15 protein-coding genes and 1 tRNA gene are annotated in these 15657 nt (G+C 40.3%); 11 read left to right on the forward strand and 5 right to left on the reverse strand.

Features of this window, described 5'->3' with window-relative positions; all coding sequences use genetic code 11:
- Positions 1-368 (reverse strand): hypothetical protein (locus E0E36_RS01830; RefSeq protein ID WP_207303707.1); only part of this gene is annotated, 368 nt, incomplete at its 3' end.
- Between the two features lie 671 nt (positions 369-1039).
- Between E0E36_RS01830 and E0E36_RS01835 the strand changes: the two genes are divergently transcribed.
- The gene (locus tag E0E36_RS01835) at positions 1040-1771 is read left to right on the forward strand and encodes an AAA family ATPase (RefSeq protein WP_130854530.1); all 732 of its coding nucleotides are present in this window, start codon (positions 1040-1042) and stop codon (positions 1769-1771) included.
- Between the two features lie 22 nt (positions 1772-1793).
- On the opposite strand, the gene E0E36_RS01840 is transcribed toward E0E36_RS01835, so the two are convergent.
- The 3 genes from E0E36_RS01840 to E0E36_RS01850 all read right to left on the reverse strand — a co-directional run bounded on the left by E0E36_RS01840 (position 1794) and on the right by E0E36_RS01850 (position 3816).
- A complete protein-coding gene (locus tag E0E36_RS01840; protein WP_165446899.1) occupies positions 1794-2609 on the reverse strand; it encodes a helix-turn-helix domain-containing protein in 816 nt (271 codons plus the stop codon).
- Between the two features lie 76 nt (positions 2610-2685).
- Positions 2686-3576 carry an oxidoreductase gene (locus E0E36_RS01845; protein ID WP_130854532.1) on the reverse strand — a complete coding sequence of 297 codons (891 nt, stop codon included), beginning with the start codon at positions 3574-3576 and terminating at the stop codon, positions 2686-2688.
- Positions 3577-3744: 168 nt separating this feature from the next.
- Positions 3745-3816 (reverse strand) — tRNA-Arg (locus E0E36_RS01850).
- A gap of 268 nt (positions 3817-4084) precedes the next feature.
- Here E0E36_RS01850 and E0E36_RS01855 point away from each other — a divergent pair.
- From E0E36_RS01855 to E0E36_RS01900, 10 genes are all read left to right on the forward strand, one after another.
- Positions 4085-4723: a peroxiredoxin gene (locus tag E0E36_RS01855; RefSeq protein WP_013664770.1), complete on the forward strand. Its 639-nt coding sequence runs from the start codon at positions 4085-4087 to the stop codon at positions 4721-4723.
- Positions 4724-4729: 6 nt separating this feature from the next.
- The gene (locus E0E36_RS01860; RefSeq protein WP_013664769.1) at positions 4730-5044 is read left to right on the forward strand and encodes a thioredoxin family protein; all 315 of its coding nucleotides are present in this window, start codon (positions 4730-4732) and stop codon (positions 5042-5044) included.
- Positions 5025-5285, forward strand: coding sequence for a DUF6952 family protein (locus E0E36_RS01865; protein WP_013664768.1), 261 nt, complete (start codon positions 5025-5027; stop codon positions 5283-5285). The genes E0E36_RS01860 and E0E36_RS01865 overlap by 20 nt, the downstream gene beginning before the upstream one ends.
- Before the next feature lie 406 nt (positions 5286-5691).
- The gene (locus E0E36_RS01870) at positions 5692-6714 is read left to right on the forward strand and encodes a threonine aldolase family protein (RefSeq protein WP_013664766.1); all 1023 of its coding nucleotides are present in this window, start codon (positions 5692-5694) and stop codon (positions 6712-6714) included.
- A gap of 30 nt (positions 6715-6744) precedes the next feature.
- Positions 6745-8607 (forward strand): DNA mismatch repair endonuclease MutL, encoded by a 1863-nt coding sequence (mutL, locus tag E0E36_RS01875; protein ID WP_130854533.1) that lies wholly within the window; start codon positions 6745-6747, stop codon positions 8605-8607.
- 8 nt (positions 8608-8615) lie between these two features.
- Complete coding sequence (locus E0E36_RS01880; RefSeq protein WP_130854534.1) at positions 8616-9371, forward strand: rhomboid family intramembrane serine protease; 756 nt, start codon at positions 8616-8618, stop codon at positions 9369-9371.
- A gap of 32 nt (positions 9372-9403) precedes the next feature.
- Positions 9404-10255, forward strand: a complete 852-nt coding sequence (locus tag E0E36_RS01885; RefSeq protein WP_013664763.1) for a rhomboid family intramembrane serine protease — start codon at positions 9404-9406, stop codon at positions 10253-10255.
- 9 nt (positions 10256-10264) lie between these two features.
- Entirely contained in the window at positions 10265-11401 is a 1137-nt protein-coding gene (locus tag E0E36_RS01890; protein WP_130854535.1) for an endonuclease/exonuclease/phosphatase family protein, read from the forward strand.
- Positions 11402-11548: 147 nt separating this feature from the next.
- Complete coding sequence (gene cysS, locus E0E36_RS01895) at positions 11549-13012, forward strand: cysteine--tRNA ligase (RefSeq protein ID WP_013664761.1); 1464 nt, start codon at positions 11549-11551, stop codon at positions 13010-13012.
- A gap of 65 nt (positions 13013-13077) precedes the next feature.
- The gene (locus E0E36_RS01900; RefSeq protein ID WP_130854536.1) at positions 13078-13944 is read left to right on the forward strand and encodes a hypothetical protein; all 867 of its coding nucleotides are present in this window, start codon (positions 13078-13080) and stop codon (positions 13942-13944) included.
- 70 nt (positions 13945-14014) lie between these two features.
- Here E0E36_RS01900 and E0E36_RS01905 read toward each other — a convergent pair whose 3' ends face one another.
- A complete protein-coding gene (locus E0E36_RS01905; RefSeq protein ID WP_013664759.1) occupies positions 14015-15409 on the reverse strand; it encodes a peptidylprolyl isomerase in 1395 nt (464 codons plus the stop codon).
- Between the last annotated feature and the right edge of the window lie 248 nt (positions 15410-15657).

Raw genomic sequence — 15657 nt, forward strand, 5'->3', positions numbered from 1 at the left:
GAGGTATACGGAGCATGTTCTGAGGAAGCCAAACTTTGCTTCATCTGTCGCCAAAAATACCTCGCATTTAAGGCATAAAAAAAATCAGTAAAATAATTACTGATTTCTAAATATTTTCGGGAAGAAACCGAGTCATCTTCTTCCTCCTTGTCTGTAGCCCGTATTTTTTCGGTGACTTTTTCTTCGTTGAGCGGCGCTGGCTTAAAAACCAATTCATTCGCCTCACCTATCTGCTCATAAGCTACCCGTTCAAAAATTTTTACCAACGAATAACGTATATGGTCTTGATACGCGTAAGCGTGTAGGTGATTGTATCTGCTCAAGAAGAGCAAACACAGCGATAGAAAAAATCTAACGAGCCATTTCATGATCGGGGTCAAAAGTATGTAAAGTTGTCCATACGAACAACAGTGAATTGTTAAATCTTAGTTAAATGTAATAGTCAAAAGGGACATCCTTACACCATCACTGTGGGTTAGATTGCCACTCGGTCATCTTCAATCTATAAAGCAAAATGACTTAACAAAAGGTTTACGACTTTATCCCTTTAAGCCATATGACAGACAAAAATAACAACATCAAAGCGAGATACAAACAAAAAAAATTAAAAGACCAGCAATAAAATGAAAAATAAGCAACATAAAACAAATAAACCCACATAAAAAGACAAAACAACAAGATTTTCCATCTATTTTTATAAAAATATTCCATAAAAACATAGTTTTTTGTTAAACTACCAAGAAATAAAGCCTTAAACTTCAGTAAATCATTTTACAGAAAAAAATTATAAATATTATCACCCTAAAAGGCCAAAAAAAGAAAAAAAACAGCTGGTTTAGTTTTCGAATCCACAATTTCAACTAGCCATATTTCATTACTTGTCTAGCTTTCCCAGTACATTAGATACAACTTGCTGTGTTTTAAACAGCTCACCCATTAAGGTTTAGCAAGCAACATCTTTAGCTGAGAATTCTCAACAATTGCTTTGATTGCGATTTCTCGCTGGAATTTTTAATTTAGGGTCAATTAACATTAAGTTATGCCTTTCTTATCGCAAATCACACTTTCTCCATTGGGAGACGCGACTTATCTGGGAAATATTGCCAGTCTAAGCAGCGGATTTACACTTAAACTAAAGACGAATATTACCTTCTTTGTGGGTGAAAATGGCTCAGGTAAGTCAACATTATTAGAAGGCGTCGCTGAAAAGTGCGGCTTTAGTTTAAGGGGAGGCAACAGAAACCATAATCTTAATCAAGGACACCAATTTGAGGGATACGAATCCGCGCTATCCCGCCATCTTAAGTTAAGTTGGACCCCTATCCGAATTAACAACGGCTTTTTCATGCGGGCTGAAAGCTTTTTCAATTTTGCCTCTTACATTGATGAGCTTGCTGAGGAGGATTCCCGGATTCTGCAAGCTTATGGGGGCCAATCGCTTCACGCACAATCTCATGGAGAATCTTTTTTAGCTTTGTTTAACAACCAGTTCGACTCAGGCATTTATATACTTGACGAACCGGAAGCCGCCTTATCGCCAGCTCGGATACTCGCATTTATGTCTATCATACATAGCTTAGAACAAAGCAATCGTGCTCAGTTTTTAATTGCTACGCACTCTCCGATGCTCATTTGCTATCCAGGAGCAACGATCTATCAAATGGACGAACAAGGGATACGGGAGACAAGTTATCAGGAAACGGAGCACTTTACGCTGACAAAGAACTTTCTAGATAATCCGCACCTGTATTTACGGCATTTAATGGAATAGCGCCTATTCCATTTATTACGCACTAACCCACCAGCTTAGAAGGCGGCATACCATACATTTTTTTAAAGGCGAAGGAAAAATGCGAAAGATCTTCGAATCCGATCTCCAAGTATACGTCAGAAGGAGCACGCCCCTTCTCTTTAATTAGATAATGAGCCTCCTGCAATCGTCTTTGTTGTAACCACTTACTTGGAGAGGTATGAAAAATATGCTCAAAGTCACGCTTAAAGGTAGCCAAACTGCGACCAGTAAGGTAGGCGAAGCGTTTAAGCTGTACGTTAAAATGAAAGTTTTTATTCATGAAGGCCTCCAAATCGATTTTACCCGGTTCCGTGAAATCAAATAATATATTCTGCAATTCAGGTTTGGATTGTAGTAAAATCATAACCGCCTCATGTTGTTTCAAAACTTGAAGCTGTTGAGGGATCGCTTGATCGCTTCCGGTGTAAGGCATCAATGAATCCATGAAACTTTTACATAACGCTCCTCCGTTTAACCGCATCACTGCTTCTCCTCTGAACGGCTCTTCTATGGCTTTATACCCATATACTATACTAAAGTCCCTTAACATCGGCTGATCAAGGTAAATTGAGATCGATTTAAAAACGCCTCCGACTGGCGGTTGTTTAACAAACTTCAAAAGTTGATTCCTTTTGATAAATCGAAAATCGCCTTCATTGAAAACATGTTCACTGTCTCCTGTATTTATTAGCAGTGTACCCGATAATTGATAACTGAATACGTGTTCCGGTGCAAACTGTTCGCCCTCACGGTTACGATTGAAGTAGCATGAATACGCAATTGGTGACGATCTTCCATTTGTTTTTGGTTCGGACATAGGCAATTTGTAAAATAGGCGGATAGTCGTCAACATAGCCGTAGCGATGAAACTAGCCGCCTATATATATACAATATTAATGTTTTCTTTGCAGATTACCGGTATACCACTGACCTTGAGGTGTATCAAGAAAGTTCTCAGAAGTGTCATGATCGGTAGATAAACTAACCTCCATCCATTCTTCCATTTCGGCCTGCCTGGTCTCATTTGCAATTTTCAGCATGCCGACAGCCTCACTGCCCAATACCAAATGTATAGGCGGCGTTGGATGAGAAGCCAATTCCACCATAGCTTTGGCAGCCTTTACAGGGTCGCCCACGGCAATGAATTTTCCACTTTTAAAAAAATCTGTCCGCTGCTTCACCATTAGGTAATCTTCGATCTCCCGCGCATAGGTCATAGAAGCACCGGCCCAATCCGTGCGGAAGCCGCCTGGTTCTACGCTGGTAACGTAAATGCCCAATGGGGCTACCTCTTTTGCCAATGCCTCTGTGAAGCCACTTAAGCCAAATTTAGCCGCTTGGTACATCGTTAAACCGGCATTACCTACTCGGCCGCCGATGGAACTAATTTGCAGAATACGGCCTCCTCCTTGATTGCGCATATAGGGTAACACGGCTCGAGTGATTTCTATCGGAGCATATAGATTCGTTTCTAGCTGACTCCGTACCTGTTCATCGGTATAGGCTTCCGCCGCACCAATGATACCGAAACCGGCATTGTTAACCAGCACATCAATACGACCAAAATGTTTTACCGCCTCAGCCATCGACTGTGAAACCTGCTTATAATCGGTCACATCTAAAGCTATTGGCAGTACCTGATCGGCATATTGCTTTAACAAATCATTTAGTTGATTAATATTACGGGCCGTTGCGACTACTTTATCGCCGCTAGCCAGCACTGCTTCCGTCAGGCTACGTCCCAATCCCCTGGAACTTCCTGTTATAAACCATACCTTTTCCATTGTCTTATATATTTAATACGATACAAAAGTACGTTCTTAGTAGACGGTAGATTTTGTTTAAAAGTTCAATATGCTTTGTTCAAAAGCTCATTAACATGCATTTATTGATGAGCGGGCATCAGCTTCAAACAAAAAAGCGGCTTATTTTGCAATAATCCGCTTTTTTCGTAGCCCCGACGGGAATCGAACCCATATCTAAAGTTTAGGAAACTTCTATTCTATCCGTTGAACTACAGGGCCATTTTGGAACGCAAACTTAGATAAATTTCCGCTTATATGCAATTTACAAGACAATTAGCAGTAATACGATTGCACTTTGACATGCCTGCTCTTGGCGGAGGTTCTGACATTGCTTTTTGATTAACGTTTAAAAGATTTGACTATTTTATTTTACAATACCATCGCGCTCTAAGTATAGTTTTTATTTATAACCCCATAAGAAAATAAGATACTTTAACCTAGCAGAAAGCCTTATCTTTGTGGCATCAAAAACGAAAAAAAATTTAATATGAGCTTAGTAGGTAAAAAATTCCCGAACATTACTGTTGACGCCATGGATCACATGGGCGATGATTTAAGAATTAACGTATTAGAAGAGGCTACTAAAAAAGGAAAGAAGGTATTGTTATTCTGGTATCCAAAAGATTTCACCTTCGTTTGCCCTACCGAATTGCATGCATTTCAGGAAGCTTTACCTGAATTTGAAAAAAGAAATACTATTGTAATTGGCGCATCTTGCGACACCAACGAAGTACACTTCGCATGGTTAAACACCGCAAAAGATAATGGCGGTATCGAAGGAGTAACTTACCCAATCTTAGCAGACACTACACGTAATTTAGCCAACGTGTTAGGTATTTTAGATATTCAAAAAGCCGCTTATGACGAAGAATTGGATTCGTTGATTATTGAAGGATCGAACGTTACGTTCAGAGCCACATACCTGGTAGACGAGGATGGTAAAGTATTCCACGAGAGTGTAAATGATATGCCTGTTGGCCGTAATGTAAAAGAATACTTACGTTTGATTGATGCTTATTCTCATGTTCAACAATTTGGAGAAGTATGCCCTGCCAACTGGGAAGAAGGAAAGCAAGCGATGAATGCTAATCGTGAGGGTGTGGCTAGCTACTTATCCGCAAATTAATTTATTATGTTACAAGAATTAGAACAAGATAATTTGGTAGATATCGTTAACCAAAATGATGTCGTATTGGTTCAATACGCTGCAACTTGGTGCGGTAACTGCAAAATTATGAAACCAAAGTTTAAAAAATTGGCTTCAGAAAACGAAAATATACCGTTTGTTATTGTTGATGCCGAGAAGTTGCCGGAATCAAGAAAGCTCGCTAATGTGACTAATTTACCTACATTCGCGGCTTTTAAAGGCGGCAAACTGCTCAATCAAGTGCAGACAAATAAACTGGATGCCTTAACGCAATTAGTAAATGAAGTTACCAGTAATTAAGCATTTAACTCAATTCATTGAGGAAAATGATGAGGATTTTGTGATTGAAGCAATTGAAACGCTTGAATCTCTTACCGAAGTCTCCTCATTGAAAGATGAAGAGTTAGACGTTATCGGTGAGCTAATATCCAACATGTATGGTGCTATTGAAGTGAATAAACTAGTTCAAGAGCAAGGCATGGACAAAAAAGAGGCCCTGAACACTTTTATGAAACGTGTGTTGGGCTCTATCGATAAATAGCGTTTCATCTGCTAACGCAAAAAGCGGTACTGCTACTACAGTACCGCTTTTTTTTATGATACAAGCGGTCGCAAACGCGTTCCCGATTTCTCCAACAGCAATAAGTCTCAGGATATCAAACTTTTCCACAGAAATATGTTGAAAACCTGCTTTTCTGTTGAAAACTAATTTACATGAACGGTTTAATTTTCGTAAATTTACTAGTGTTAAAGGTTAATGCTTTAAGTCGCTTTTATACACCTCATAGTATTTTTGATTCACGCAGTGATGTGTCATTCAGTTAAGCCAACTTAAAGAACAAGATTTTTTAATTGTTAATTTCAAAGACCGCCGAGTAGTGTTCACTCGGCGGTCTTTGTGTTACGACACATTTAATTACCTTTGGCCTGAAAAACGCATTTCGAAAATGAAATCACTGGCAAGCGACAATTATGCAGGAGCTATTACGGAAGTAATGCAGGCGCTCCTGCATGAAAATCAAGATCATGCTGTCGCATATGGAAATGACAAAACGACAGAAAGGTTAAAAGACGAATTACGACTACTCATTAATTATCAGTTCAAATTGCACTTGGTATTTAATGGAACAGGAGCCAATCTATTGGCCTTAAGCCTATTGACCAAACCATACGATGCGATTCTTTGTGCAGAAACCGCGCATATATATGTCGATGAATCAACGGCGCCCGAAGGCCTGACCGGTTGCCGGCTTATACCGCTACCTATCGATGAAACAGGCAAGTTAACACCCGCTACCATACAACGGGCTGTGAAGCGTCGTGGCGATTTACATCACCCGCAAATTAAAGTACTGAGTATCACACAACCTACTGAATACGGAACGCTTTATACCTTAGACGAATTGAGAGGAATTCATCGCGTAGCAAATGAAAACGATCTTTTAATCCATATGGATGGCTCCCGTCTATTTACGGCCATCACAGCTTTGAATTGTACGCTACAAGATGTTGTACAGGCTAGTGGAGTTGATGCTTTATCATTGGGCGGAACAAAGTCGGGCATGCTTTATGGCGAGGCCGTGCTTGTTTTTAATGAACATATTCACGACAGTCCTTTTTTTCATAAACGCAGTATGCAATTAGCGTCTAAAAGTCGCTTCATCTCTGCCCAGTTTTTAGCCCTATTAAATCACGACACCTATAGAAAGTATGCCAACATTGTTTTGGAACGAACGCAACAGTTAGCTACCGTCTTAAGGAAATATCCCCAGATCATCATCACCAAACCGGTGGAAGTCAATGCCATTTTCGCCAAAATACCCCCTAATTGGATCAAGCCTCTACAAGAGACGCTTTTTTTCTACCTTTGGGACGAGCATATGCATGAAGTTCGGCTAATGTGTTCGTTTGACACCAGCGAAGAAGAAATCAGTTTGTTTGACAGAAAGCTTGCGGAGCTAACAAGGTAGTCTCATATCTAATTTGTAAATTCGCAGGGTATGTCAGATATCATTCAATTACTACCAGATGCAGTAGCCAATCAGATTGCGGCAGGGGAGGTAGTACAACGTCCGGCATCGGCAGTAAAGGAGCTGATAGAAAATGCTATTGATGCAGGTGCAGATAAAATTCAATTAATCGTAAAAGACGCAGGTAAATCCCTTATCCAGGTAATCGATAACGGTTGCGGCATGAGTGTTACAGATGCACGCCTTTGTTTCGAGCGCCATGCGACCTCAAAATTAAGAAAGGCTGAAGATCTCTTCGCTATCAGAACCATGGGATTTCGGGGTGAAGCCATGGCTTCTATCGCCGCCATCGCTCACGTTGAGCTTAAAACAAGACGACATGAAGACGAGCTGGGGACCTGCATTATGATAGAGGGATCCGAAATAATAAATCAAGAACCAACAGCAACGCCTGCCGGCACAAGTATTTGCGTTAAAAATTTATTTTTCAACACGCCTGCACGACGTAATTTCCTGAAAAGTAATCCGGTTGAAATGCGCCATATCATTGAAGAATTTCAACGGATTGCCTTAGCTCACCCTAAGATCTTCTTTACCCTGCACAGCGATGGAAACGAGGTCTTTCACCTTCCTTCAGAAGGTCTAAAACAGCGCATCATACACATCTTCGGAAGTAATTACAACCAGCGTTTAGTACCTGTTGAAGAGTCCACAACGATCATTAATCTAAATGGTTTTATCGGAAAGCCGGAATATGCGAAAAAAACCCGGGGCGAACAGTATTTTTTTGTCAATAACCGTTTTATAAAAGATCCTTACCTGAATCATGCGGTACTCAATGCTTACGAAGAGATCCTTCCTTCCGAAAGCTATCCGCTATATGTATTGTTCATCGAGATTGATCCGGCGCAAATTGATGTTAACGTCCATCCCACAAAAACAGAAATCAAGTATCAGGATGAACGATCGATATACGCCATTATCCGTTCGGCCGTTAAGCGATCCCTAGGGAAGTACAACATTACGCCAACTTTGGATTTCAACCAGGAAACGGGTTTCAGCCATATGATTTCGCACAAGAAAACGGAAGATATTGTCCCGCCGACCATTAGTTTTAATCCGCAATTCAATCCCTTTGACACAGGCTCTCAGCAAAAGGAACGACAAGACAATTACTCTCGCTCTTTTGAGAAAAAGAGTGGCATTCCGCAGAATTGGGAAACACTCTATGAGATTACGCAGAAAGCCCACCATCATCAGTTAAGTATTGATTCGGAAGATAAACAGCAGGAATCGGCAATAGAAAAAACCCAAGAGAAACCAGCCGGTAAGCTCATCTTTCAAATTCATAACCGCTTTATTTTGTCGCAGATCCGATCCGGTTTTATCCTTATCGACCAACAAGCGGCTCATGAGCGAATTTTATTTGAAAGGTTCTTACAACAACTGGAGACACACCAAGGGGCCAGTCAGCAGAGCCTCTTTCCGCAAACAGTTGATTTGAGCGTAGCGGATTTTGAACTTATCACCGACTTACTACCTGATATCCATGCATTGGGATTTCAAATTAGGGCTTTTGGACGGAACACCTTTATTGTAGAAGGAATCCCGGCTGATTTAGGCAGTGGACTCAGTGAATCACAAGTACTTGAGCAATTACTGGAAGCCTATAAAAATAATCAATCAACTTTAAAGTTAACCAAAAGGGAGAACCTGGCAAGGAGCCTGGCCCGCAATGCGGCTATTAAAAGCGGTACAGCCCTAAACATTGATGAAATGAATGACATTATCGATAAGCTCTTTGCCTGTTCAACACCTAATGTTTCTTTGAGTGGTAAACCCATAATTATTACCTTTACCCTCAAGGAACTGTTAGAAAAATTTGAAAAATAAACGAGAACATGTTTAATAACTCATCCGCTCAATTTGGTGGGATTCCGCCAGTGGTAAAGAACTTACTGATCGCAAACATCATCTGTTTCATTGGCGCAAATTTTGTATTTAAATATGCATATACAATCTTTCCCGTCTATTATTTTGATTCGCCCATGTTTCATTGGTGGCAGCCAATCACCTATATGTTCATGCATGGGAATATCAATGCCGGAGGTTTAGCGCACATCTTTTTTAACATGTTCGCCTTATACATGTTCGGCCCCATATTGGAACGGATCATGGGCTCTAAACGATTTGTTTACTTTTACCTTATTACCGGACTCGGGGCACTTGCACTTCAATTTGGCGTACAAGCTTTTGAGGTCTTCAATATTACCGGATCGCCTTCTGCTAAAAGCGTGTTGGATTTTAATTTTGAAACGGGGATGGTCGCAAGTAAAATAGACGGTATTTCAAAAGCTAACTTTGATACCCTCGCTTCCGTGTACTTTACCCCTATGGTAGGCGCTTCCGGTGCTATATTCGGCTTATTGGTTGCATTCGGCTATTTGTTTCCAAATACCGAATTATACCTGATGTTTATTCCTATCCCAATAAAAGCGAAAATATTTATTCCGATTTATATTGTATTGGAATTATTTTTGGGTGTATCAAAATTCTCAGGCGATTCTGTGGCCCATTTTGCACATTTAGGAGGAGCCTTGTTCGGCTTTATTCTCATTAAGATCTGGGGAATCAAACGTCCGGGATTATGGGGTTAGCTTTAATATAAAGATCAACGAGATAGAAAATTATGAAGAGATCATTTTTTGGCGAACTTTACTATAAGGCATTTCGATCGGGAAATACGCTTAACTTCTTTATAGCCATCAACACGATTGTTTTCATTGTGATGGGACTTTTTTCGGTAATAGATTTCTTCGCAAAAACGCCCGTAAGTTCTTTTTTGGTTGAACAGCTCTCCTTGCCTGCCAATTTGAACAGGTTATTGTACCGGCCATGGTCTATCGCCACGTATATGTTTACGCAAGTGGATTTTTTTCACTTCTTATTTAATATGCTTTGGCTTTATTGGATTGGTCTTATCTTTCTTGATTTTCTAAATACTAGACAATTTACTTTTACCTATCTCGCGGGTGGTTTAGTTGGTGGCATTTTATTCTTAATCCTTTATAATCTGTTTCCTTCTTTAGGTGCCGGCTTTGCTGTGCTAATAGGATCTTCCGGAGCTGTATATGCGGTCGTCGTTGCTACCGCAACCTTGGTGCCTGATTATACCATTCGTCTGTTGTTTTTCGGAAACGTTCGTTTAAAATATTTGGCAGTAGCTTTTATCGTCTTAAATTTATTAGGCCTTGGAGGTGGAAACTTAGGAGGAAACCTCGCTCATTTAGGTGGAGGGCTTTTGGGATTCGTTTATATCTTACAGCTTCGTAAAGGCAATGACTGGAGCAGGCTAATCCAGGCTAAAAAGAAGAAGCTTCGGATTATAAAAAATGATGCCCCTCGAAAGAGCAAGGAAACCTTCACCAATCAAGAATATATTGATAGCATTCTGGATAAGATATCCCGATCCGGATATAATAGCTTAAGTAAAGCGGAAAAGGAAGCCTTATTTAATGCGGGGAAGCAAGATCAAGATTAAATTTATTCCATGGGCGCAAAAATAAGGAAAGGGAAAAGAAAAAGAAGCCTGGGAAAATTCGTGCTGCTTGGTATTAATGCTTTGTGCGTTTTGTTGTTATGTCTAAGTTACCTAGCTCCTTACATCGACCCGCAAAGTTTTTGGCCGCTCGCTTTTTTTGGTTTAGGATACCCTATTTTCTTATTAGCTAATTTGGTATTCATCATTCTTTGGGCATTTAAAAAATCCAAATACCTTATTTTATCACTGCTTTGTATTCTCTGTGGCTACGTTCCACTAAAAAAGCATATAGGTTTTCGCAGTAAACCAGACGAGGCATCGATTAAGCGGCCCGACAGCAGTAGTATAAGAGTATTAACATATAATGTACATTTATTTCGGAAAGAAGATCAGGACGTGCAACCAAAAACGAAAACAGCCGTAACCGAACTTATCCAAAGTGTGTCACCGGATATTGTATGTATGCAGGAGTTCTATACAAGGAAAAAAGGAAAATACAACAGCCGGCAAAACATGGCTCCTGCTTTAGGACTTTCTTACAGCTATTTCCATCCTGTAGTTGAAAATGAGTACGAAGCTTACGGCCTCATTATTTTATCGCGTTATCCGATAAAAAATGCCGGATCAATTCCTAATTATCAAGGTAAACGAACATTAAATAGAGCTATATATGCCGATATCGTAAAAAATGGTCGTGCTTTCCGCGTTTACAATATCCACCTGCAATCTATCGGTTTTCAACCACAGGATTACGCTTTTGTAAAAGACGTAAAAAGTCGGAGTTTTGAAAATGATAATGTTGCATCTACTAAACGTATTGGCTCTCGCTTAAAACATGCTTTTTTTGAACGGAGTGAGCAAGCGAAGCGAATTAAGGAAGAGATTAATCGCTGTCGTAAACCGGTAATTATAACCGGCGATTTCAATGACACCCCTCTATCTTTTGCCGTGCACACCGTATCTAGCGATTTGAACAATAGTTTCGAGAAGAAGGGTGCGGGTTGGGGGATTACTTACAACGGTGAATTTCCAAACTTTCAAATAGATTATATACTTTCATCTAAGACCTTTGAGGTTAAGCATTATCAGATTTTGAAGAAAAAGTTATCCGATCATTATGCTGTTTGGAGTGATCTTGCCTTATAGCGAGTTTGAGGCAACGTCTTCTTATTGTCCTTTCTCGCCAACAGGATTCTAAAAATAGCATGGAATGAAAGGAAATTACTAAATTCGCAAAATCTACTTAGCGGTGTACCTTGTACCCATAAAACATATTCCTTAAAAATAAAACGAATGAGCAGCAATTTAGTCATTTATAATACGCTTAGCCGAAAGAAAGAAATTTTTGAACCCATAAACCCGCCCATGGTAGGCTTATATGTGTGTGGCCCTACCGTTTATAGTGACGTGCATTTAGGCAACTGCCGTACATTCGTATCCTTTGACCTGATTTATCGTTATCTGTTGTATTCGGGCTATAAAGTTCGTTATGTTAGAAACATAACTGACGCCGGACATTTAGAAGGAGACCGTGATGAGGGGGATGATAAATTTGCAAAAAAAGCGAAGCTGGAACAATTGGAACCAATGGAAATTGTGCAGAAGTATACGATCGGCTTCCATGATGTTCTACGATTATTCAATACGCTTCCTCCAAGCATTGAACCTACAGCTACCGGTCACATTTCTGAGCAAATCGAGATGGTAAAGCAAATCATCGCAAACGGTTATGCCTATGAAGTAAACGGCACGGTATACTTTGATGTCGAAAAGTACAGCAAAAATAACGATTATACAATTCTTACCAATCGGCAGCTTGAAGACATGCTAAATAATACCCGTGAACTGGGCGGCCAGGACGAAAAAAAGGGAAGACTCGACTTCGCTTTATGGATTAAAGCTAAACCAGAGCACATTATGCGGTGGCCATCGCCATGGGGCGTAGGCTTTCCGGGATGGCATATCGAATGTTCAGCGATGAGCAACAAATATTTAGGCCATCAGTTCGATATTCATGGAGGGGGAATGGACTTGGCAGCAACTCACCATACGAACGAAATTGCCCAATCGCAAGCTTGCAATCATACCAACCCTGCTAAATATTGGATGCATACAAACATGTTAACCGTTAATGGCGCACGTATGTCGAAATCTGCGGGAAACGGATTTCTTCCAAGGGAATTGTTCACCGGAGATCATCCCTTATTAACCCGTGGATATTCGCCTATGTCGGTTCGTTTCTTTATGCTGCAAGCCCATTATAGAAGCACGCTAGACTTTTCGAATGAGGCCCTGGAAGCATCTGACAAAGGCTACCGTCGGTTAATGAACGCCATTGCTTTACTACCCAAATTAAAGGCTTCAGCGTCTTCGGAAGTTGACTTTGAAGAAATAAAGCAACGTTTTATAGCTGCCATGAATGATGACTTCAATAGTCCGGTGCTGATTGCCGAGCTGTTTGAAGTTGTACGTATTATCAACAGTGTGTACGACAATAAAACCAAGATTGATGCAAAGGGCTTAGCGCAATTGAATACACTGGTAAACGATTTCGTATTCAATATCCTTGGATTAAAAGATGATCAAACGGAGAATAATGGGGATTTGGAAAAATTAATGGACTTCATTATTAAACTAAGACAAGAAGCCAAAGCTTCCAAAGATTACGCGACATCTGATTTGATTCGCAATAGTTTACAGGAAATGGGATTCCAACTGAAAGACAGTAAGGAAGGTACCGTTTGGAGCAAGTCGTAAATCCACAAAAAAAAATTTGGCATTAATTTGGCAGGGGAGAAGCCTTAAAAATATTTATAAAAAGAATGTTTAGATTTATTTTAGTTGCCCTAAGTATGATCGCCTTTTTAGGCAACACAGTGTGGGCTCAGCAAGAATCCTCCGATCAAATAAATCAACTAGTATCCGCCGAGTATAACATGGGCGTTTTAGCCACCAATAGAGGTGTTTTAGCAGCTTATAAGAACTATAGCGATGAAAGTACGGTGTTCTTCACCCCCGCACCGACCCAAGCCGAAATTTATTTTAAAAGCAAAGCTCGTGTACCGGATGTGATGACATGGAAGCCGGTTTACGCCAAAGTATCAAAAAGTAATGAATGGGGTTTTACAACGGGCCCTATTTCATGGCAAAACGTAGGATACAAGAAGAAATATGGCGAATATTTCTGTCTATGGAAATTGGATCGCAAGGGTGAGTGGAAAATTGCTTATCGTGCAATCAGCGAACATGGCGCACCAACAGAGCATGTACCTGCCATTCTAGAGAGCCCGGTAGACAATAAGTATCGAAAGTCTAGATCGAAGGCTCGACTAAAACAACGGGAAGATATCATATTAAGTACTGATCAGCTTTTTTCAACTATTTTGAAAGCTGATAACCAAACCGCTTTCAAGGAGTTCTTAACAGATTATGCCCGGATTTATATCCCTGGGTATACTCCGGTTATCGGCATAGACGACATTCGTGCCTTTTTAAAGAAAGCGGACATCAATATCGAAAGTACAGAACACAAAGTAGACCGTACTTATAGTGGTGAGTTAGCATATAGTCAGGGCGATGCCATTATCCGCCAGGGAAATAAAGTCACAAAATGCTATTATATTCGCATTTGGGAACTACAGGAAGATTCCATGTGGAAAGTGAGCGTTGATATGTATTTTGAGAAATAGTCTACACAAAATGGGTATAAAAATAACGGGGCGCATATAGATATGCGCCCCGTTACTTTTTTAATCAATTTTATTCTTTGACTTGTGCTTGCGCGTTATTTATTTCACTCTCTCGAACCCAATCTTTCAATTCTGCGCAGGTATTGAATTCATCATCAATTCTTATATAGGTAGTCTTTCTACGTTCTTCGAACCACTCACTGACTACACGATTCAGTTTATCCGCTTCCGCCAACTCTTTAATTTTCGCATAATCCTTTTCTAAAGAAGCTCTATGCGGTTCGGTGCGCGACTTAAGGTACAAGAATCTGTAGCCCTCTTTTTTAGTCTGCGGGTCGGAAAAAGCAAAGGGCTTCGAGTATTCGCCGGCTTTCAAGGTGTCAATAGCGGAGAAATCTGCTGCATCCAGCTGGTCTACAGGGATGTATGTAGTACGCGTTTGCTGATTCATCGCATTAAGCATCATCCCACCATTGTATTTAGTCATCTCATCGCCGGAATATAGGGCTGCGGCCGTAGAGAATGGTATTTTATTGTCTTTAACTTGTGTGTAAATGCTATCAATCTGCTTTTTAGCCCGCTCCATGCTTTGCTCGTTTGGTTTTACGCCAATCAATATGTGCCGTGCCCTAACCTGTTCGCCTCTACGTTCAAGTACTTGTAAAAAGTGAAAGCCATATTCCGATTCAAATACATTGGAGATCTCACCTGGTTTTAGTCTAAAAGCAACCGAGGTAAATTCTTTTACCATACTACTTCTATCAAAAAAACCTAGATCACCGCCTGAAGAAGCTGACCCCGGATCCTGAGAATATAACCTTGCCATTGTTCCAAAGTCGTCTCCGGCTTTAATCCCCATCCGAAGAGATTCTGCACGATCATAAAAGGGCTGTTTTTCTTCTTTCGTCAATTTTGGAAATACGACGATCTCTCCGACCTCAACTTCCGTATTGTAATTAGGCAAACTGTCTTTAGGAATTTTCTCGAAATACCTTTTCACCTCCAATGGGGTAATCCCGGTTTTCTCTGTAATTTTCGCCTGCATTTTCTGTGCAATCAATTGCTCCTTGACAGCGGGCCTCATTTCTTCCTTGTATTGAAGCAACGATCGGTTCAAGAATTTTTCCAATTGCTCCTGACCACCGGCTTGACGTGTCATATATCGTAAACGGTTATTGATATTATCATCCACCTCATCTTCGGTTACCTCGATCGAGTCAATTGCTGCCTGCTGTGTTAAAAGCTTGTTTGTTAACAGCTGCTCTAAAATCATACATTTGACCCCTGGATCAGCACGGTTACCCTCGGAAAGATATTGCGCGTACTGCATCTCTATATCCGATTGGAGAATAATATTTCCACCAACAACGGCCGCCACTTTATCTATTACCTGTACATCTTGAGCTCTCAGTGCTCCCGCACACGCGAGGAAGATAAGTGTCAACAAACCAGCAAACTTCTTCATTTGTTAAATTCTATTTTTTATACTAAGCAGTTTTAATAGCTTGCTAAGTTACACAAATCCATTACACTCTATTCCATATTTAACGAAATTTAACAAGAAAATGGTTCATTGCTGACCCTTTATTTCAGATGACAACAATTCGCAGTGCGTAATGCTCTAATTTGATCGTATAAAAGAACGATTATTTTTGTCACTTTTTTCCGCAAAAAGTAACCAAAAACTCATCACTTGGAACTTTGCTATAAAAG

Source organism: Olivibacter jilunii, assembly GCF_900607235.1.
Taxonomy (GTDB): domain Bacteria; phylum Bacteroidota; class Bacteroidia; order Sphingobacteriales; family Sphingobacteriaceae; genus Olivibacter; species Olivibacter oleidegradans.